The following is an 18,422-nucleotide window of genomic DNA, read 5'->3' as shown; positions in this document are numbered from 1 at the left end:
CGCGAGCTGCCAGGGGCCAACGGGTTTTCCTGAACTCAGGGTGATACGGGGTAGGTAGGTTATCTCTGAGCGCGTTACCCGGTCCCTGGGACTGAGAATTCACCCTGAACAATTCAGATTTATCCTAAAGAGCTCATAGCGGATACGGCATTAAGCTATCACCTCAGTCATTCATCGAGGTGTTTCCCATGTCCCAAGAGCGAGACAAATTTGTTATCCGGCTTCCCGATGACATGCATCCACGGATCAAGAGCATTGCCCGACTTAACAACCGCAGCATGAATAATGAAATTGTCGCCCGTATAGAGCGCACCTTCACCTTGGACGAAACCATGGAGCTGGAGGCCAAGATCAAAGGGCTGATGCTGCAACGTATTGAGTCGCTTGAAAGTGAGCTGGCGCAGATGCGTGAAACCGTTGAAGAAAAAAAGACCGATTGACCTGCCCGCGACCGCCGTTGAGCAGGTCAATTGCTTTTACTTGCAATGTGCAACAGCTCTCCGCAAAACAGACGCGCCCCGAACCCGCCATTACGGAGCGGGCTTGGGGCGATGGCAGACAACTCTCAGGCAGAAGCTCAGGCGCTCTGCAATGCGTTGGCGATGGCCTGATTGAACGCCGGCAAGTCGTCGGGAGTACGGGAGGTAATAAGTTTCCAACCATTGGCCGTGCATTCCTTGACTTCACTGTCGACCCAACCCGCGGCGTTGGCATTGAGCAAGTCGGTGCGCACGCTGGTGTAGGAAGTCAGGGTCTTGCCCGGGATTACTCCCGCATCGATCAGTAGCCAAGGGCCATGGCAAATCGCGGCGACCGTCTTCCCCGCGTCGACAAACTCATTGACCAGACGCTGGGCCTCAGGGTCCTGGCGCAGGGTATCAGCGTTCACCGTCCCCCCTGGGATAAGCAGGGCGTCGAAGTCGCGGGCATTCAGGCCTGACAGTTTTCCATCGGACTCCACCTGCCGGTCCTTCTCGGTATCGTGCAGGAAGGTCTGCGTGGAACCGCCTTTGATCGAGCCATGGGTCAACGTTGCCCCCAGGCTGCGCAGCGCTTCAAGTGGCTTGAGCAGTTCGTCGCGTTCGATGCCGGTATTGGCCGTGATGATCAAGATGTTTTTGCCATGCAGTTGCGTGGTCATGTATCCGGTCCTCCAGGGTAAGCAAGCCCCGCGCAGGTATCACGCGGCATATCTTTATCTGAGGACCGGGGGCCAAACGAAGTTCAGCTTGATTGCGCTGCACCTGGTCTCGGAACCTTGCGCGTCACCTTTATTGACCCCCGGGAGGAGAGCAGGGCGGGTAGAGCGTTATAGCGCTTCCTCCTCTTCGCTGTCCTTGGCGGTTGCGGGACGCGGGTTTTGCGCAGACAAGTCGCCCGTTGGGTCCATACGCTCCTGCGCACCCATGCTGCTGTATTGCTTACGCAGTGTTCGAAGCTCCTTGCTTTCCAGTTGATCCAGGCACAAGGCGGCGTTTTGCGCGTCTTTGGTGGCACGCAATAATTCGTCGATTTTGATGTGCAGGATGTCGTTGTCGCGGTTCTGGGTGTTCTGGATCAGGAACACCATCAGGAAGGTGATGATGGTGGTCGAGGTGTTGATGATCAGCTGCCACGTGTCGTTGTAGTGGAAAAATGGGCCGGTCAGGGCCCAGACCACTATCAGCACGATGGCCACAAGAAACGTCTTGGAGCTACCGGCCCATTTGGAAAGCGTGTGGCAGAAGGTTACGAATTTCATGGCAGTGGGTCCTGGTTGTTGGTCTAACAATGGACAGCAATCAGGCCGTGAAATTCTTTGTTACATTTACCGGTGCGAGGTTTTTTTATAACGCTCATAACCCGCCAGTAGCGGTTGGGTGCTGAGACCGTGCAGCAGAATGCTCAAGGCCACAATCGACAGTGTCAGGTCGGTGCACAGCGCAGCCGTTACCGGAGGTACGCCGTGGTTGAGGGCATAGAACAGGTAGTAAAGACTGCCGATACCGCGGATCCCGAACCAACCGATCAGCCAGCGTTGGCGGCCGGAGAGCAAGCCGCCCCAGGGAATCAACAGCACGCTCAGGGGGCGGATCAACACGAATAACGCGGCCCCAATTGGCAGTGCACGCCAATCCCAGTGAGCGATCAGTACCACCCCCAGCAGCGTGACCATAAAGACTTCCATCGCCCGCTCGACCAAACCGCCGAAGGCCAGCATGTCGCCCATCATGATTCCAGCGGCCACTTGGGTGCCTTCCAGACTTTGTGTGTCGCCATGCAGGGCTTTGTGCGGTTCGACATCCTGGTGCCCCACCAGGGGTTGCACCAGGTGTTCGGCCGGAACCTGAGGGTTGGCCGCCGAATTGACCTCGGCCTGGCGCAACCCGAGGCCGGCAGCGAATACCGATAAAAAACCATAGCCATGCAGGCTTTCGGCGGCCACATAGGCCAGCGCAATCAGGGCAAGGGTCAGGTAGTCGTTGGGCGAGACGGTGCAGTCATCATTCCGAGTATTCAGCAACAAGGTAATGCGCCCCAGGCCGCGCCCCATCCAGTAGCCGATCAGCAACCCCGCCGGAACCGCCCACAGCACATCCCGCCAAAGCCAGTCGTACAAGGCGCCATTGCCACCATCGGCTTTCACCAGTACAAGCCCGAGGATGACAAATGCAAAGGCCACGCCGTCGTTGAGCCCCGCTTCGCCGGAGAGGCCAAATCGCACCGGATCGTAGTCCTGGGCGTTATTGACCTGCACCATCGACGCCAGCACCGGGTCGGTGGGCGCCAGCACCGCGCCAATCAGTAGCGATGCGCCCCACGACATTTGAAGAAGGTAATGCAGGACCAGGGTCACGCCGATAATGCTCAGCAACATCACCGGTCCGGCCAGGCCATAGGCCACGCGCCAGATTTTGTGGCCAAGAGGCAGGCGCAGCTTCAAGCCGCAGACGAACAGGGAAAACAGCACCGCCACTTCACTCAGGTGCTCCATCCATGGCGCTGCGTGTTTCAGGTCGAGTTGCAACAGCCCCAGACCCGCAGGGCCGATGGCAACCCCCAGTACCAGGCACACCGCTGAAGTCGTGACCGGCATCCAACGCAGATAGGAGGAGGTCAGCGCGAGCAACAGCAAGACTGCGCCCAGCACCGCCATCCAGACAATGAAACTCATAGGTATCTCTCGTTCCCGGCACTCGGTCGGTGATCGCGTGCAGACCTGCACAGCTATTCGAGGACGCAAGGCAAGTCAGGTTCAACCGGATTTGCGCTGGCGCCGACTGCACGCCAATTCGGCCCCGCGCTGTGCTCTAGCCGGGGCGTCGCAAAATCGGTTGACCGCACGCCGATGGCTCTGGGGCGCGATAAATTTAATGAACCCTCGCTGGCCACCCCGACCTAAGCCTTTATGAATCGGGAGGTAAATCATGCAAATACAACACTATGTCTGGATCGCCCTGGCCGTAATCCTGTTGCTGGTGGAACTGTGGGCCATCAGGAGTGTGCTGCGCAGTACCAAACCCTGGGACAGCAAGGGCGTGTGGGTGGTGGTCATTGTCTTTGTGCCCTTGCTCGGGCTGCTGGCATGGCTGGTGGCCGGACCAAAGGGCAGTGCTCGGACCCTGTCCGAACCTGAGCATCAACAACGCTGAGGATTGTGCCCAGCGACAGACAAGGTGAATTGCTTTGCCCAGAATACTGACTTCCCACATGGAAGAAACCGAGCTCACCGAGCACAACGCCAAAATGTTCGGTTCGCCCAAGGAACGCCTGGATTTCTACCGTCGGGAGATCCAGTACGAAACCAGCATCCTGGCCAACCGCACCGATGCCTATTTATCGGCGCAGTCGTTCCTGGTGATTGCCTTTGCATCCTGCATGGCCAACCTCAATCCGGAATGGGGCAAATTGTTCACCCTGGCGGTGCCACCTTTCCTGGCATTGCTGGGGGTACTCAGCTCCCTCAATGCCTGGCCGGGGATCAAGGCCGCCTACGAGATCATCGACCATTGGCATTTCAAACAAAGCGAACTGCTGCGCAGCGAGCCGTTGATGGGGCTGGCGTATGACGAGTCGCCCTTGTTCTGCGAGAGCGAGTCCAGCCATAAGGGCTATCGCAAGTCCTTGCTGTTCTCGGTTCGCACGCCGTGGATCTTCGCCCCATTCTGGATGATGCTCGGCTCCTGGGCGGTGTACATCCAGCTCACTAACCCGGGTTCTTGAGTCGTTATTGCGCTTGCGCGTTGATTGACCCGTGCCTGGCACGTTCTCGGCGATAGCCCTCACAAGGTGCCGCGAATCCGTTCGTTCCGGCGGCGCAGGGCCTCCATGGCCAGCAGTAGCAGTAACGCGCCGAGTACCATCATGGTGGCTGCGGCGGCGATGGTGGGATTGAGGTTCTCCTTGATCCCAGCAAACATTTGCATCGGCAAAGTGCGTTGCGTAGGGCTGGCGAGAAACAGCGTCACGACGACTTCGTCGAATGAAGTGGCGAAGGCGAACAGCGCGCCGCTCAAGACGCCCGGTGCAATCAGTGGCAGGGTCACGCGCTTGAAGCCATACCAGGGTGTTGCGCCGAGGCTGGCGGCAGCCCGTGTGAAATTGCGGTCGTAACCTTGAAGTGTCGCGTTGACGGTGATCACCACGAAGGGCACGCCCAGCACCGCATGGGCGATGACCAGGCCTGGGTAGGTGTTGAGCAGGCCCCAGCTGGCAAAAAAAAAATACAGCCCGACGGCGACGATCACCACCGGCGCCACCATCGGCGAAATCATGATCGCCATGATCAGCGCCTTCCCGCGAAATTCACCCCGAGACAGTCCGACCGCCGCCAAGGTGCCCAGTACCGTGGCGAGCAAGGTTGCGGCGGGGGCGATTTTCAGGCTGTTGAGCAGGGCCGGCATCCAGTCGCTGGAGTTGAAAAACTCGCGATACCAACGCAACGACAGGCCACTCAACGGGTAACTCAGAAAAGAGCCCTCGTTGAATGACAGCGGGACGATGACCAGGATCGGAATGATCAGGAACATCAACAGAGCAAGGCTGTAGAGGCTCAAAAACGGACGCAGCACACGGATCTCTAGCGGTTCGACATGCTTCATTGCAGCCTCCTTATGCAGCTCGGTTGGCAGGGCGCGAGATCCGCGCGTAAACCCAATACAGCAACAGCACGATGATCAGCAGTTGGCTGCCCAGCGCCGTGGCCATGCCCCAATTGATGGTGGTGTTGGTGTAATACGCCACGAAGTAACTCAGCATCTGGTCCCCCGGGCCACCCAGGAGTGCGGGGGTGATGTAGTAACCGATGGCCATGATGAACACCAGCAACGCTCCGGCCGTTACCCCGGCATAGGTCTGCGGCAGGTAGACCCTTCGAAACGCGGTAAAGGGGTGGGCACCCAGGGAAATCGCTGCGCGCTCATAGCGTGAGTCGATACCTTTCATGACCGCATACAGCGGCAGGATCAGAAACGGCAGCAAAATATGCGTCATGGAAATCAGCACGCCCGCGCGGTTGAATACCAGTTGCAGCGGTTTCTCGAGCATGCCCAGGTCAATCAGCGTGTTGTTGATCAAACCGCCCGATTGCAGCAGGACGATCCAGCTTGCCGTGCGCACGATCAGCGAGGTCCAGAACGGCAGCAGCACCAGTATCAACAGCAGATTGGCCCGTCGCGCGGGTTGTCGCGAGAGCCAGTAGGCCAGCGGATAACCCAGCAGCACACAGAGCACGGTGACCAGTCCGGCGATCGTCAGCGAGCGCTTGAGGACGTCCAGGTACAGCGCTTTGTCGGGGGCCACGGCCTGGATCTGGCCGGCGTCCAGTTTCAGGTCGAAGGCCGCCAACCAGTAGAAGCTGGTGTAGGGTTGGCCGAGCTGGCTGAGGGTTGACCAGGTCTTGATGTCGCCCAGTGCCGGCACGCCTTTTATCAGGCTGTCACGGACATTGGCGCCGTCGACCGGCATACGCCCGAGAACAGCCGTCGACAGGCTGCGCAAGCCGGCGCTTTCGTAACCGAGTCGGCGGTTGAGCGCAAACAGCTGCCCATTGCTGCGCGCACTGCGCAAATCCTCACCCAGGGCGCTGAACACGGATTCACCCGGCAGTGCCTTGCCATCCCAACCTTTCAATAAAGCCAGGGTCTTTGGCAGGGCGTTGGCGACTTCCGGGTTTTCCACGCTCTTGGTCAGCAGTGACCCTATCGGGGTTAAAAAACCGACCACCAGCAATGCCAGCAAGGGCAGGATGAGCAGCATCGAGCGGCGTGTGTAAGCACGTTTGGCAGCCTGTAGTTGCCTCTGCAAGCGTTGCGTCTGAACCACTGACGGCGCCGATTGAAGGGCTAGCGCTTCGGACATGGGAGTTCTCCTATCGTCAACATTGCCCGGATGCGCTGGCGACGAGCGCCGGCACCATTCGGGCAGCTGTGGGGCAGTTGATCAGCGAGCGGCCCAGGCATTGAAACGCTGTTCCAGTTCCTCACCGTGATCGATCCAGAAGTTGGTGTTCACGGGCAGGGCGTTTTCCAGGTTGGCTGGCGCCGTCGGCAGTTGCTCGCGGGTCTTGGCGTCGATCAGCGCCAGGGTGTCCTTGTTGGTTGGGCCGTAGGGGATGTTCTGCGCGAACACCTTCTGGTGCTGCGCTTCGTTGGCAAAGGCAATGAACTGCTCCCCCAGCAGCTTGTTCGGTGAGCCTTTGACGATGGCCCAGCTGTCGATGTCATACAGGCTGTGGTTCCAGACCATCTTGAAGTCGTGGCCTTCACCCTGGGCGGCGGACACACGGCCGTTGTAGGCAGACGTCATCACCACATCGCCCGAGACCAGCCACTGCAGGGGTTGAGCCCCGGCTTCCCACCATTGGATATCGGACTTGATCAGGTCGAGTTTCTTGAAGGCCCGGTCGACGCCTTCCGGTGTGCCCAGTACCTGATACAACTCGGCAGGTTTTACCCCGTCAGCCAGAAGGGCGATTTCCAGGGTGAACTTGGCGCTTTTTCGCAGGCCGCGCTTGCCGGGGTAGGTCTTGGTGTCCCAGAACGCTTCCCAGCCTTTGGGGGCTGTCTTGAGCTTGGCGCTGTTGTACGTCAGGTTGGTCGACCAGAGGAAAATCCCGGCACCGCATTCGCTGACGGCGCCGCTGACGAATTTGCTGGCGTCGCCCAGTTTGCTCCAGTCCTGAGGTTCGAACAGGCCCTCGGCGCAGCCGCGGATCAAGTCCGGGCTTTCGACCTCCACCACATCCCAACTCACCTGTCCGGTTTCCACCATGGCCCGGATCTTGGCCATTTCACCGTTGTATTCCCCGGCTTGGACCGCCCCTTTGCCCGCAGCGGTGAAGGGTTGGTAGAACGCCTTGTCCTGGGCGTCCTTGTTCAGGCCGCCGAAGGACACAACGGTCAATGGTTGAGCATTCACCTGGCAACCGAAAGCAGCCAGAACAGTCAGTGCAGCAAGACGCTTGAGCATGGCAAATATCCTGATGTCATCAACAAAAAGGGAGGAGGGGGGTCAAGCAGGCATTGCATCGAGCGCCGAGGCGTCGGCGCTATGCCAACAGACGGGAAGGCTGTGACCTTCACGCCAGTGGGATTGCATCTGGGCGATGGGCACCTTGACGTTGAAGTCGTTATTACCCGCGACGTTCAGGCGGATGCGCACGTGGTCCCCCAGATAGATGCATTCCTCGATACACCCGGCGAGGCGGCTGTCATAACGGGCGTCGCCATCCAGGATCACTCGTTCGGAGCGAATGGACAGCGAAGCACGGCTGCCCGTGGCCAGGCCCGGTGTCGTACGTGCGTAAAGCTGTTCACCCTGTTCAAGTTGCACCTGGCATCGGTCGGCGTTGAACGCAGCCAAAACGCCCGGCAGGACATTGGTATCGCCCATGAAAGTGGCCACGAAGGAGTTGGCCGGACGTTCGTAGAGCGCTTGCGGGGAGTCGACTTGCTGGATGACGCCGTCGTTGAAAATCGCAATGCGGTCGGACAGGGTCAGGGCTTCGGCCTGGTCATGGGTGACGAATACCACCGTCAACCCGAGCTCGCGGTGCAAGCGGCGAATTTCCAGCTGCATCTGTTCACGCAATTGTTTATCCAGCGCGCCCAGTGGCTCGTCCATCAGCACCAGCTTGGGTTCGAAGATCAGCGCTCGGGCGAGGGCGATCCGCTGCTGTTGACCGCCTGACAGTTGCGCGGGGTAACGATTGGCGAGTTCTCCCAGGCGTACCATTTCCAGGGCTTTCTTGACCCGGGTCTCTATTTCGTCGCGCTTGATGCTGCGCACCTGCAGCGGAAACGCCATGTTTTCGGCCACGCTCATGTGCGGGAACAAGGCGTAGTTCTGGAACACCATCCCTATACCGCGCCGATGAGCTGGGACACTTTCAATGGCCTGTCCTTCGAGAAAGATCTGGCCTTGAGTCGGCGTTTCGAAACCGGCCAGCATCATGAGGCTGGTGGTCTTTCCCGAGCCGGAAGGACCGAGGAGGGTGAGGAACTCGCCCTGAGCAACGTCCAGGTCTAATCGCTTAACCACAGTCTTGAGACCGTCGTAACTTTTCTCCACCCCTTTGAAGCGGACGAAGGCGCTTGTACTGTTACCTGTCATCTCAAACCCTCCAATTGTGTTTCATGGTTAAAACATGATGCATCATGTTTTTTAATAAAGCAGATTCTGTGCCATCCAATCCAGCCGGCCTGATTTCAAGGGTTTTATGGGGGACGGGGCCGGTCTGCGCACCATCGGGGTGCCTGAACATTGGAATTGCCGGTTTATTGCCCCGGCCCAGGAGCGCGGGTGCCGGGGCAGGCCAGGTCTGTCTCGGCGGTAGACGGCGTTCAGCGCAGCTCGATCAGGGTTTCATCCAGGCGTTCTAGCAGCAGGTCCGCGTGCTCGCGGGCAAACACCAGGGGCGGGCGAATCTTGAGGGTATTGGCCTTTGCCCCCGTCGAGCTGATCAACACCTGACGGCGGCGCATGCCATTGACCACGGCCGCGGCGGCAGTCGTCGCCGGTGCCTGGGTTGCACGGTCGGTCACCAGTTCGACGCCGATAAACAGCCCCTCGCCGCGGATATCGCCAATGACTTCATGGCGATCGGCCAGTTGGCGCAGCCCGGCCTTGAGGTAATCGCCGACGTTCCGGGCGTTCGCTTGCAAGTCTTCTTCGCGCAACACCCGCAGGACTGCATGCGCAGCCTTGCAGGACACCGGGTTGCCGCCGTAGGTATTGAAGTAACGCTGCTGGCGGCCGAATTGATCGAAAAGCGCAGAGCGCCCAACCACCGCGGCAACCGGATGGCCGTTGCCCATGGGCTTGCCTAGGGTGACCAGATCCGGAATCACCCCATCGCGGGCAAACCCCCAGCGCTGACCGCCTGTACGGCCAAAGCCGGGCTGGACTTCATCGGCGATATACAGCCCGCCGGCGCTACGCACGCATTGCGCCGCAGCCGCCAGTTCGCCATTGGCCGGGCTGAACACCCCATCACTGGAGAAAATGCTGTCCACCAGCAGCGCTGCAGGCTTGATGCCTTGAGCCTGCATATCCTGCACAGCCGCTTGCACGCTGCCGACGAAATCGGCGGTTCGGCGATAGGAGTCCGGAGCATCGACCAGGCGCACATGGCTGGCGGTTGGCAGGCCGGTGGCCAGCGAGGGCGAGACTTCAGCCAGGGCACTGGTCACCCCATGGTAGGCCCAGCGAGTCACGATGATGCCCGTCCCACCGCTGTGACAACGCGCGATGCGCAGCGCCAGATCATTAGCCTCGCTGCCGGTACAGGTCAGGGTCATGTTGTCGAGCTGCGGGGGGAACTCGCTGAGCAGGTCTTCGGCGTAATCCACGATCGACGGATGTAAATAGCGGGTGTGGGTATTGAGTTGGGCACTTTGCTCAGCGATCGCCGCGACCACGGCAGGGTGGCAGTGTCCGATAGAGGCCACATTGTTGTAGGCATCGAGGAAGGCGGTGTTGTCCTTGTCGTACAGCCACACACCTTCACCTCGCACCGGGGCAAAAGGTTCCTCGTAGAACAATCGATAACTGGCCCCCAGCGCGCGTTGACGACGGGCAAGCAGCTCAGCAGTGGACGAACTCATGAAGCCTCCGGTGTGCAGGCGTTGATCAGGCTTTGGGTCAGCAGCCCTTCGGGCATTGCGCTCAGGCATTGCAGGTTGCGCCAGGTTGAGCGCAGGTTGCGCAGGACATAGACGCGGTTTTCTGGATAAAGGCTGGCGCGCCACTGGGCGATGGTGATCGCCATGGCCATGCGCATGGCGATCAGTTCGCCCAGGACCTCCAGTTCCTCTCGCTGCAATGGGATCCGCGCATGGTAGGCGGCAGCAAAGGCCTTGATCTGCCAAAGCGGATCCGCGGCGTCGGCGTCGAACTGGTAGGACAGTGCTGTTCCCAGCTCGTTGATCAGCGGTGCGTGGAGCGCATCTCCGAAGTCAATGATGGCGGAGACCCGGGTGCCGGTTTCGCAGTCGAGCATGACGTTGTGCGGATTCAGGTCGTTATGGATCACCTGCGCCCGCAGCTTCGCCAGGCACGGCTTTGCATGGGTTTCGTAGCGATTGAGCAAGCGGGAAACCAACGGCAATTGATCGCTGGCCAGGTGGTCCAGATACGGCCTGACGCGTTCGGCGTGCCCGACATCCCAGAGCAGGTCGCGGTGGGCGGCGGGGTGGTGGAAGTCCCTGAGGGCCAGGTTGACCTCGGCCAGGGAACTGCCGAGCTCATGCATCAGCGCGGCGCTGGGTTTGCCAAGATTCTGCGAGATCCCGTCCAGGTAACTGACAGTGCGCAGTGTCAGTTGCTGGTCATTGACCTGCACCGTCGGTTCAACCTCACCGTGGCGCGAGGATAGAACGCGTGGGACTGGCAGATGGGCGCCGTGCTGCTCGATGTGCAGCAAGGCCTGGGTCTGAAAGCTGATGACGTTGGGGTCTTCGGCGGGATTGATGAACTTCAGGACAAAGGCACCGCGCGGGGTATCAATGAGAAAGTTGGTATCGCGCTCACCGTTCAGCAGTTTCAGCCTGCCTTTGAGGCCGTACACCCGATCGGCGATATCCAGCGCCTCGGCAGCCTCTACCGCCGGTGCTTGTGTGGTCATCAGGTCGTTGCACAGGGCCTTGTCCATGACCGCTTCAGACATGCTGGCCACCGTTGACGTGAATTTCCGCGCCGTTCACGTAGGAAGCGCCGCTGGTGCAGAGAAAATAGATCAGCGAGGCCACTTCCTCGGGCTTGCCCAAACGATTCATCGGCACCAGCCGCTGGACGATATCCGCGGTGCCCGGAGACAGGATCGCGGTATCGATTTCGCCAGGAGCAATGGCATTGACCCGCACTCCGTGTGGGCCGAAGTCGAAGGCCATTTCGCGGGTCAGCGCCGAGAGGGCGGCCTTGGACGTGGCGTAGGCCACGCCGGCGAACGGGTGCACCTTGGAACCGGCGATGGAGGTGACATTGATAATGCTGCCCTGTGCTGCCTTCAGCTCATCGAACAAACCGCGAGCCAGAAGCGCGGTGGAGAACAGGTTGACGTTGAACACCTTGAGCCATGTGGCGTAATCGGTTTCCAGCACGCCGAGTCGACCGCCTTCCGGGCCTTTTGGCGATACACCGGCGTTATCCACCAAGGCATCCAGGCGTCCGCCCAGCTTGTCCTTGATGATCGCCAAGCTGGCGCTGACGCTGTCGATATCCTCCAGATCCAGATGGATGTGGTTGAGCAAACCTTCCGCCCACGGGCATTCGGCAACCCAGTCCTGGCGGGAGGCAGTGAATACTTCCCAGCCGGCGGCGTTGAAGTGCTTGACCGTCGCATGGCCAATACCGCGGCTGGCACCGGTCAAAAGAAGCTTTTTTTTCTCGCTCATGGACGCACCTGACTCAATTGATGTTTGATGCATCATCTTTTCAGGTGCAGTGGCTGTCAATAGCCGTTCGCGGGAAAACCGCCTTTAGGAGACCGCTTCCTGACTGACCGCTATGAATTCCAACATTTTTTGATTGCCGTCGAGGATGTCGGTCTGGATCGCGTGCTTGGCTGCCGCAGCGTCCTGATTGCGCAGGGCATTGAGTATCTCGACATGGTGCTCGATGGCCATGGTCAGGGAAAAGTGCGCGTACGCCTGAGCGATCAATGGACCGGCCCGCATCCACAGACTATCCAGGTAACTGCGCAGCAGAGGCATGCGGGCAGCTTCCGCGATCAGGAAGTGAAACTCACTGTTGAGACGCAGCGCCTCGGGAAGGTCATGGTTATTGATGGCCTCAAGGTTGCGCTGGATGTTGGCGTCGATGCGCGCCAGGTCACTGGAGGTTGCAAGTCGTGCGGCTGTTTCGGCGCCCAAGCCTTCGAGATTCAGCCGCAGCGTGCGGATTTCAAGATAAGCGCCACTGTCGAGTACCGGAACCCGGATGTCCTTGGGGGTTTTGAGTACCAGCGCTTTCTCTTTTGCCAGTTGCAAAATGGCGTCGCGAACGGGCGTGACACTCGTCCCCAGCTGACTGGCCAGCTCCCGTATGCGCAATCGATCGTCCGGTTTCAGCCCGCCCGTAATCAGTGCGTTGCGCAGCTGGGAATAGACGTTGCTGCCCAGGTAGGTGTGAGTGATGGCGTCGAGGGGGTAAGACATGGATCACCGAGTGAGATGGAGCTGTTGGCCAATGACTATACAACATGATGCATTAGGGGCTTGGCGAAAATTGGCGGCAGTAAGCGTTCGGCCGCAGGGCAGGGGGCGTGACCCGCTGGGCAGCGGCTAGCGAAATAAATCAAATGAGTGCATCGAGGATTAATGAGACTCTGGCAACCCCATGACCGATGCAACGGTTGGTGTTTCGAAGTAGCGAATCCAGACGACCCAGAGAGTATTGAAATTCTCCCCCAAAGCGCAGACGGAGCAGTCCATTGAATCAAGCGTTGTGTGAAGCATGAGTCGCCCGCTGTTTATTTCTCTGGATGGCCCCAAGGGAACCGGCAAAACCACACTGTTGGAGGCCGTTACGAGCGTACTGAGGGCAGACAATAAAAAGGTGATCCGGCTTTGCGAGAAAAAAAGCGACCCTTATAGAGGGGAAACCATGAGCCTCGTTAATAAGCTCGTCAGAAATCCCACCCGGGAATTGGAGCTGGAGGTTTGTGAACGCCTGGCGGATAGCCGCAACTGGATTTCCCAGCACGTACTGACTAAACAGCCACTCGACAGCATCATCTTGATTGATCGTTGGTATCCGTCTGACGCTGCGTTTCGCCGGCTAGTCCCGTTCGCAGAGACTCTACAGTTGAACATTGACCGAAACGTACGAGTACCAGACTTGCATATCGGGGTGGTCACCGCGCCTGATATTTCATGGGCCAGAGCAGCAGCACGTCAGCGCGGGCTGAACAGCACGGTGATCCATAGACTGGAAGAACATGTCGCCTGCACCCAGGCATTCGAGCAAGCGATTGCAGATCACGGCTGGGTCTTATGCCGGAACGAAGGAACGATCGAAGCCGCAACGATGCAGATGATTTCCGAGATTTATAAAGTCCTATGATCCGGGGCGCTGTTACGTGGCCAAGCGAATCGAGCGTTGATTGCTGGAGAGTAGGACGGGAGGAAAGTGGATGGGAGGGAAACTGAAAGAACCAATGGGCAGTCATCATTCAGAACACATGATTTAACATAATATACATTATGCGAACCATCATACCCGGAGCTGGAGGCTCTGCGTGGTCAGTTCCAATCAGCGCCTGGCTTCAAAGACTCACCACAGGGGTTTAGCGTTGACGCCTATGAGCTGGACAAAATATTTTGGCGGGAAGGCTTTGGAGTAGACATCATTTAAACTTCATCAATCTTCCCAAAATTTTAGCCAGCAGATAATACCGACTCTGAGCCGGTGCTTTTCTTCTACAGTGCTTTCTGGCCCGTGGAAAAACCGGCGCTTTGCATCTAACAATAGATCCCGCGCCAACAAATCTGGGTTACGCACACTCTACGAAGACGGACTACGACAGGCGCTGACCGATATCACCAACGTTGAGGAAGTCCTACGTGTTACGCGCAGCGAGTGAGTATGCAGTCCTTAAACCGAGCACTCGACGCTACTAGCGGCGCCCTCTTGAGTCCTCTACGAGTATCGCCGTATGAAGCTCTTCGCTCGCGGAAGTGAAATTCCATCTGCCTCTCTATTACGACGTGCAATAACACAGAAACGGTCTACGCTACACCTACGAAACCAACTGGTTTCGCTCGAGGTATTAATATGCTCAGTTAACGGCTAAGCGCTGAGCCAAACAATACTGCTTTGGTTGCGAACTAAAGATGCTTAACTACAAACTGCTGCAGGCTTTATGCTTTACGATTATTTCATTTGGCGCACTAGCTGATGATATTGGTAAAGAAGGTCGAGAGATTCAGATGGCTGACCAGGCAGTTTTCTGGTCAATCGTTGCTGGGGCTAGCAAGCAAGCGCGTGCGGAGTGTTCAAGAAACATATTATCTTGCAGCGATGATCGAGGTGATTTAGGACTGGCCTTGTTGGCGGAGAAACGTTCTCTGGTTTCTCGGGAGGCATTAGTATCACTAGTGAGTTATAAGTTAGATGCAGGCCTGTCAGAGGGTTTTAATTGCTATATTCTTGAAAAGGGACAGGCTGCAATCGGAGACTTGAAGAGAGTCGAGTCAAAAAAACTTCGGGAAAGTTGTGAGCGTAAACTTGCAAAGGCGATACTCGCTGCTCCAGGGCTTTTGCATAATGTTCATGGTGATGACGTATGTTCGACTGAGGAAGTGGTGCGTGAAAAAATAGAAACTCTTATACACAGTATAAAGTTAAACAAAAAGTGCGCGGGCGAAGACTTTTGAAAAATTCTATTTTATTTTTTACAATGCATTCCATGACCACCACACCCGCCCTGAGGGTTTTGCATGAAGCCATTCATTGCTGCGCTTTTTAGTTTGGTGCTGCTCAGCGGCTGTGATGTCAGCCTCAACAAACCTACGCCCAAGGTCATTGCATCTGACGCAGGCACTGAGCAACAACAGCGCCAGGTGTATGAAGCTGCGGTGGAGTTTCTGCAGTTGCTCGACAACGGTAAAACTTCCGAGACCTGGTCGACAGTCAGCCCAGCGCTCAAGGCAACAACCCATGAGATGGTATGGACCGGCTCACTCAAGGCGCTGTGTCTGGGGCTTGGATCGTTCAAGGAGCGAACGCCTGCCGGGATAGGCTTTACCGATAAGATGCCTGACGCACCTGCTGGAAATTACGCGGTCATCGAGTTCAATTCGGTGTTTGCAGCGAGCACCGTCACAGAGAAAGTGTTGTTCCGTGACGATGACAAGCACTGGTTGGTCGTGGGTTACTTCGTCAACAAGTCGGTGATTTTCGATAAAACTGGCCAACAAGATGGGCAAACAGCCCGCTAGACGCCCTGTTCTTCCGCTCTACAATCATAAAAATTATAACTAAACTAAATAACCATTTAGTTTAGTTATAAAAATACTTAAATATTCGAGCCTTTCAATACGGCCCTCCCGCCTGCGAATTGATCCGCCCTCTTCCTTCTCCCTCAGCTCCCAGCACCGCCGTGGGCCTCTTCGAAGAAGTAGTCCTTCCAGCTTTGCGCCTTGTTTTTCAGCACGCCGAGCTCCTGCAGTTTTTCGGCGTAGATAAAGGTGCGCTGCGGCACCACGGTGAAATCGATTTCCGGGTCGGCGACGATTTTCTCGACCCGCGCCAGGGGCAGCTTGGATTGCTCGACACGGATGTAAGTCTTGGCCGCCGCCGGCTTGTCGGCCTTGATGATCTGCTCGGCTTCGGCCAGAGCGGCATAAAAGGCCTTATAGGTTTTCGGGTTCTGGTCGTGGAATTTTTCCGTGGTGTACAGCACGTTGAATGTCCCGGGGCCCCCTAGTACGTCGTAGGAGCTGAGCACTTTGTGCACGCCCGGTTTCTCCAGTTCCTGATATTGAAACGGCGGGCTGGAGAAGTGCGAATTGATTTCCGAACCGCCGGCAATCAAGGCCGCTGTGGCATCGGGATGAGCCAGGCTGACGGAGATGTTGTCGAACTTCTTGAAATTGTCGTTACCGAACTGCTTGGCGGTTTCGATCTGCAGCGTGCGCGACTGGAAGCCCACACCCGCCGCCGGCACCGCGATACGGTCCTTGTCGCTGAAGTCCTTGAGGCTTTTGACCTCGGGGTTGTTGGTCAGCAGGTAGTTGGGCATCGAGCCCAACGAGGCGATTGCCTTGACGTTCTGTTTGCCCCGGGTGCGGTCCCAGAGGGTCAGCATCGGCGGTACCCCGGCCGATACCACGTCCAGCGCCCCAGCCAGCAAGGCTTCGTTCATTGCCGTGGCGCCGGAGATGCTGTTCCAGTCGACCTTGATCTCCAGGCCCTGCTCCTTGCCATGTTTCTCGATCAGTTGCTGGTCGCGCACCACATCCAGGATCAGGTAACCGATACCGAACTGCTGGGCGATGCTGATCTTGCCCTCGGCCTGGGCACCGGTGCTGAGCAAGGCGCCCAGGGTGGCGGCCAACAATGTCAGGGTGTTGCGTTTGTACGTGATGGCCATGATTAACCTCGTGGTGATTGAACAATGGGCGGGGTTGGCGCTGTCAGCGCTGCATGCCCCAACGCTTTACAGTCAGGCGCTCGACATTGGCGAACAGCAGGTTCTCCACCAGCAGCCCGATCAGAATCACCGCTGCCAACCCGGCGAACACCTTGTCGGTGTACAGCTCGTTCCGGTTCTGGAAGATGTACCAACCCAGCCCGCCCTTGCCCGACGATGCGCCAAACACCAGCTCGGCGGCGATCAGGGTGCGCCAGGCGAAGGCCCAGCCGATTTTCAGGCCGGAAAGAATCGACGGCAGCGCTGCCGGAATCAGGATGTACCAGACCAGGCGCAGGCCCTTGAGCCCGTAGTTGCGCCCGGCCATGCGCTGGGTTTCCGACACCCCGCGAAAGCCGGCATAGGTATTGAGCGCCTGCGGCCACAGCACTGAGTGCACCAGGACAAAAATCAAGCTGTTCTGCCCCAGGCCGAACCACAGCAGTGACAGCGGCAGCAAGGCAATGGCCGGCAGCGGGTTGAACATCGCGGTCAGGGTGTCCAGCAGGTCGCGTCCCAGCTGGGTCGAAACCGCAAGGGTGGTCAGCGCAAACGCGAGCACGATGCCGATCACGTATCCCTGGAGCAGCACGGTCAGGGAGATCCAGACCTTGCCCGGCAACTCGCCGCTGAGCATGCCGTCGTAGAAGGCGGCGGCGGTCTGCAGGAAGCTGGGCAGCAACAGGTCGTTGTCCTGCACTCGAGCAGCCACTTCCCAGAGCACCGCCAGGACAATCAGGATCAAGCTCTTGCGCACCCAGCCCAGTTGCCAGATACGCAGTGGCCAGGGGATATCGCGGGTCAGGTCGTGCTGGGTAAATGGCTCCAGCGCGACTTCGTATTCTTCACGCACAGGACGGATAAGGCTCATGCTGGGATTCTCTTGAGATCGGTAGCGCGTTGCGCCGCGCAGGGCCAGGCTTCAGTACGCAATGCGCAGGTCCTGGAAGTTCAGCTCGGACACAGGTGCACTGCCCTCCTCCTCGTTGAACAACAACCGGTGAATACGCTGCGCGGTGTTCTGGAAACCCACGCCACCCAGGCTCTGCAGGTCATATTCGTGGCTGTTGATCTCGGCCCGTACCCGTCCGGGGTGCGGTGACAGCAGGAGAATCCGGTTCCCCACCACCAGCGCCTCTTCTATCGAGTGAGTGACGAACATCAAAGTGAATTGCACCTCGTCCCACAGTTGCAGCAGTTCCTCCTGCATCTTGCGTCGGGTCAGGGCATCGAGGGCGGCAAAGGGCTCATCCATCAACAGGATCTTGGGCTGCATGGCCAGGGCACGGGCGATGGCGACCCGGGCTTTCATGCCACCGGACAGGGTGTGCGGGTAAGCATCGGCGAATGCGCTGAGGCCGACTTTGGCCAGGTAGTAATGAGCCCGTTCGCTAGCCTCCTTGCGCTTCAGGGTGCGAGACGCCAATAACGGAAACATCACGTTTTGGATCACGGTCTTCCACGGTGGCAGTTGGTCGAACTCCTGGAACACCACAATCCGATCCGGGCCGGGTTGGGTCACTTCGGTGCCGGCCAGGCGAATCTGCCCTTCGCTGGGGGTGATAAACCCGGCCACGGCCTTGAGCAGCGTCGACTTGCCACATCCTGAGGGACCGAGCAGCACGAAACGGTCGCCCGGATCGATTTCAAAACTGACTTGGTGGGTGGCGCGCACCACGCGCTTGGCGGTGCGGTATTCGAGGCTGACATTTTGCACCTGCAGCAGCGGCTCGACTGCCGCTGGATCAAGGTGCCGGGTGACCGGGCTTTTGCTGGCCGTGTGGCCTTGCAGAACAGCGTTCATGGAAAA

20 protein-coding genes are annotated in these 18,422 nt (G+C 58.3%); 6 read left to right on the top strand and 14 right to left on the bottom strand.

Annotation, left to right across the window (positions count from 1 at the left end; all coding sequences use genetic code 11):
* Positions 1-188: 188 nt before the first annotated feature.
* The gene (locus tag JFU57_RS23965; RefSeq protein ID WP_020294595.1) at positions 189-440 is read left to right on the top strand and encodes an Arc family DNA-binding protein; all 252 of its coding nucleotides are present in this window, start codon (positions 189-191) and stop codon (positions 438-440) included.
* A 137-nt stretch (positions 441-577) separates the two neighbouring features.
* On the opposite strand, the gene JFU57_RS23960 is transcribed toward JFU57_RS23965, so the two are convergent.
* The 3 genes from JFU57_RS23960 to JFU57_RS23950 form a co-directional block, all read right to left on the bottom strand.
* The gene (locus tag JFU57_RS23960; RefSeq protein WP_078472935.1) at positions 578-1,141 is read right to left on the bottom strand and encodes a type 1 glutamine amidotransferase domain-containing protein; all 564 of its coding nucleotides are present in this window, start codon (positions 1,139-1,141) and stop codon (positions 578-580) included.
* A gap of 168 nt (positions 1,142-1,309) precedes the next feature.
* Positions 1,310-1,741, bottom strand: a complete 432-nt coding sequence (locus JFU57_RS23955; protein ID WP_078472934.1) for a low affinity iron permease family protein — start codon at positions 1,739-1,741, stop codon at positions 1,310-1,312.
* Between the two features lie 66 nt (positions 1,742-1,807).
* Positions 1,808-3,154: a cation:proton antiporter gene (locus JFU57_RS23950; protein ID WP_078472933.1), complete on the bottom strand. Its 1,347-nt coding sequence runs from the start codon at positions 3,152-3,154 to the stop codon at positions 1,808-1,810.
* A gap of 253 nt (positions 3,155-3,407) precedes the next feature.
* Between JFU57_RS23950 and JFU57_RS23945 the strand changes: the two genes are divergently transcribed.
* Positions 3,408-3,632 carry a PLDc N-terminal domain-containing protein gene (locus JFU57_RS23945; RefSeq protein WP_020294591.1) on the top strand — a complete coding sequence of 75 codons (225 nt, stop codon included), beginning with the start codon at positions 3,408-3,410 and terminating at the stop codon, positions 3,630-3,632.
* 34 nt (positions 3,633-3,666) lie between these two features.
* Complete coding sequence (locus JFU57_RS23940) at positions 3,667-4,203, top strand: hypothetical protein (protein ID WP_043228280.1); 537 nt, start codon at positions 3,667-3,669, stop codon at positions 4,201-4,203.
* A gap of 59 nt (positions 4,204-4,262) precedes the next feature.
* Here JFU57_RS23940 and JFU57_RS23935 read toward each other — a convergent pair whose 3' ends face one another.
* The 8 genes from JFU57_RS23935 to JFU57_RS23900 all read right to left on the bottom strand — a co-directional run bounded on the left by JFU57_RS23935 (position 4,263) and on the right by JFU57_RS23900 (position 12,635).
* Positions 4,263-5,081, bottom strand: coding sequence for an ABC transporter permease (locus JFU57_RS23935; protein ID WP_020294589.1), 819 nt, complete (start codon positions 5,079-5,081; stop codon positions 4,263-4,265).
* Between the two features lie 10 nt (positions 5,082-5,091).
* The gene (locus tag JFU57_RS23930) at positions 5,092-6,339 is read right to left on the bottom strand and encodes an ABC transporter permease (protein WP_201130986.1); all 1,248 of its coding nucleotides are present in this window, start codon (positions 6,337-6,339) and stop codon (positions 5,092-5,094) included.
* 81 nt (positions 6,340-6,420) lie between these two features.
* A complete protein-coding gene (locus tag JFU57_RS23925) occupies positions 6,421-7,449 on the bottom strand; it encodes an ABC transporter substrate-binding protein (protein ID WP_201130985.1) in 1,029 nt (342 codons plus the stop codon).
* A 42-nt stretch (positions 7,450-7,491) separates the two neighbouring features.
* Complete coding sequence (locus JFU57_RS23920) at positions 7,492-8,607, bottom strand: ABC transporter ATP-binding protein (RefSeq protein WP_446739677.1); 1,116 nt, start codon at positions 8,605-8,607, stop codon at positions 7,492-7,494.
* 215 nt (positions 8,608-8,822) lie between these two features.
* Positions 8,823-10,085, bottom strand: coding sequence for an aspartate aminotransferase family protein (locus tag JFU57_RS23915; RefSeq protein WP_201130983.1), 1,263 nt, complete (start codon positions 10,083-10,085; stop codon positions 8,823-8,825).
* The gene (locus JFU57_RS23910) at positions 10,082-11,146 is read right to left on the bottom strand and encodes a phosphotransferase (protein ID WP_201130982.1); all 1,065 of its coding nucleotides are present in this window, start codon (positions 11,144-11,146) and stop codon (positions 10,082-10,084) included. The genes JFU57_RS23915 and JFU57_RS23910 overlap by 4 nt, the downstream gene beginning before the upstream one ends.
* The gene (locus tag JFU57_RS23905; RefSeq protein ID WP_078472927.1) at positions 11,139-11,873 is read right to left on the bottom strand and encodes an SDR family NAD(P)-dependent oxidoreductase; all 735 of its coding nucleotides are present in this window, start codon (positions 11,871-11,873) and stop codon (positions 11,139-11,141) included. Before JFU57_RS23905 ends, JFU57_RS23910 begins: the two co-directional genes overlap by 8 nt.
* 84 nt (positions 11,874-11,957) lie before the next feature.
* Positions 11,958-12,635 (bottom strand): GntR family transcriptional regulator, encoded by a 678-nt coding sequence (locus JFU57_RS23900; RefSeq protein ID WP_020294582.1) that lies wholly within the window; start codon positions 12,633-12,635, stop codon positions 11,958-11,960.
* Between the two features lie 298 nt (positions 12,636-12,933).
* Between JFU57_RS23900 and JFU57_RS23895 the strand changes: the two genes are divergently transcribed.
* The 3 genes from JFU57_RS23895 to JFU57_RS23885 all read left to right on the top strand — a co-directional run bounded on the left by JFU57_RS23895 (position 12,934) and on the right by JFU57_RS23885 (position 15,419).
* Entirely contained in the window at positions 12,934-13,542 is a 609-nt protein-coding gene (locus tag JFU57_RS23895; RefSeq protein WP_201130981.1) for a dTMP kinase, read from the top strand.
* A gap of 770 nt (positions 13,543-14,312) precedes the next feature.
* Complete coding sequence (locus tag JFU57_RS23890) at positions 14,313-14,855, top strand: Imm57 family immunity protein (protein ID WP_201130980.1); 543 nt, start codon at positions 14,313-14,315, stop codon at positions 14,853-14,855.
* A gap of 63 nt (positions 14,856-14,918) precedes the next feature.
* Complete coding sequence (locus JFU57_RS23885) at positions 14,919-15,419, top strand: DUF4019 domain-containing protein (protein ID WP_201130979.1); 501 nt, start codon at positions 14,919-14,921, stop codon at positions 15,417-15,419.
* 143 nt (positions 15,420-15,562) lie between these two features.
* Here JFU57_RS23885 and JFU57_RS23880 read toward each other — a convergent pair whose 3' ends face one another.
* From JFU57_RS23880 to JFU57_RS23870, 3 genes are read right to left on the bottom strand one after another with little or no spacing between them, the layout of a single operon-like run.
* On the bottom strand, positions 15,563-16,573 hold the full coding sequence (locus JFU57_RS23880; protein WP_201130978.1) for an ABC transporter substrate-binding protein: 1,011 nt from the start codon (positions 16,571-16,573) through the stop codon (positions 15,563-15,565).
* Positions 16,574-16,616: 43 nt separating this feature from the next.
* Positions 16,617-17,483: an ABC transporter permease gene (locus tag JFU57_RS23875; protein ID WP_201130977.1), complete on the bottom strand. Its 867-nt coding sequence runs from the start codon at positions 17,481-17,483 to the stop codon at positions 16,617-16,619.
* A 51-nt stretch (positions 17,484-17,534) separates the two neighbouring features.
* Complete coding sequence (locus JFU57_RS23870) at positions 17,535-18,416, bottom strand: ABC transporter ATP-binding protein (RefSeq protein WP_201130976.1); 882 nt, start codon at positions 18,414-18,416, stop codon at positions 17,535-17,537.
* Positions 18,417-18,422: the final 6 nt, after the last annotated feature.

The sequence above is a fragment of the Pseudomonas sp. TH07 genome, assembly GCF_016651285.1.
Classification (GTDB): domain Bacteria; phylum Pseudomonadota; class Gammaproteobacteria; order Pseudomonadales; family Pseudomonadaceae; genus Aquipseudomonas.
The sequence above is the reverse complement of the archived record's forward strand: the minus strand, read 5'-3'. Positions and strand labels throughout refer to the sequence as shown.

What these genes read in the sequence shown, in the direction of transcription:
- JFU57_RS23925 (WP_201130985.1), bottom strand. Translation starts at nt 7,449, where the DNA reads ATGCTCAAGCGTCTTGCTGCACTGACTGTTCTGGCTGCTTTCGGTTGC.
- JFU57_RS23915 (WP_201130983.1), bottom strand. Translation starts at nt 10,085, where the DNA reads ATGAGTTCGTCCACTGCTGAGCTGCTTGCCCGTCGTCAACGCGCGCTG.
- JFU57_RS23960 (WP_078472935.1), bottom strand. Translation starts at nt 1,141, where the DNA reads ATGACCACGCAACTGCATGGCAAAAACATCTTGATCATCACGGCCAAT.
- JFU57_RS23880 (WP_201130978.1), bottom strand. Translation starts at nt 16,573, where the DNA reads ATGGCCATCACGTACAAACGCAACACCCTGACATTGTTGGCCGCCACC.
- JFU57_RS23935 (WP_020294589.1), bottom strand. Translation starts at nt 5,081, where the DNA reads ATGAAGCATGTCGAACCGCTAGAGATCCGTGTGCTGCGTCCGTTTTTG.
- JFU57_RS23900 (WP_020294582.1), bottom strand. Translation starts at nt 12,635, where the DNA reads ATGTCTTACCCCCTCGACGCCATCACTCACACCTACCTGGGCAGCAAC.
- JFU57_RS23895 (WP_201130981.1), top strand. Translation starts at nt 12,934, where the DNA reads ATGAGTCGCCCGCTGTTTATTTCTCTGGATGGCCCCAAGGGAACCGGC.
- JFU57_RS23955 (WP_078472934.1), bottom strand. Translation starts at nt 1,741, where the DNA reads ATGAAATTCGTAACCTTCTGCCACACGCTTTCCAAATGGGCCGGTAGC.
- JFU57_RS23945 (WP_020294591.1), top strand. Translation starts at nt 3,408, where the DNA reads ATGCAAATACAACACTATGTCTGGATCGCCCTGGCCGTAATCCTGTTG.
- JFU57_RS23930 (WP_201130986.1), bottom strand. Translation starts at nt 6,339, where the DNA reads ATGTCCGAAGCGCTAGCCCTTCAATCGGCGCCGTCAGTGGTTCAGACG.
- JFU57_RS23905 (WP_078472927.1), bottom strand. Translation starts at nt 11,873, where the DNA reads ATGAGCGAGAAAAAAAAGCTTCTTTTGACCGGTGCCAGCCGCGGTATT.
- JFU57_RS23890 (WP_201130980.1), top strand. Translation starts at nt 14,313, where the DNA reads ATGCTTAACTACAAACTGCTGCAGGCTTTATGCTTTACGATTATTTCA.
- JFU57_RS23885 (WP_201130979.1), top strand. Translation starts at nt 14,919, where the DNA reads ATGAAGCCATTCATTGCTGCGCTTTTTAGTTTGGTGCTGCTCAGCGGC.
- JFU57_RS23875 (WP_201130977.1), bottom strand. Translation starts at nt 17,483, where the DNA reads ATGAGCCTTATCCGTCCTGTGCGTGAAGAATACGAAGTCGCGCTGGAG.
- JFU57_RS23910 (WP_201130982.1), bottom strand. Translation starts at nt 11,146, where the DNA reads ATGTCTGAAGCGGTCATGGACAAGGCCCTGTGCAACGACCTGATGACC.
- JFU57_RS23950 (WP_078472933.1), bottom strand. Translation starts at nt 3,154, where the DNA reads ATGAGTTTCATTGTCTGGATGGCGGTGCTGGGCGCAGTCTTGCTGTTG.
- JFU57_RS23965 (WP_020294595.1), top strand. Translation starts at nt 189, where the DNA reads ATGTCCCAAGAGCGAGACAAATTTGTTATCCGGCTTCCCGATGACATG.
- JFU57_RS23870 (WP_201130976.1), bottom strand. Translation starts at nt 18,416, where the DNA reads ATGAACGCTGTTCTGCAAGGCCACACGGCCAGCAAAAGCCCGGTCACC.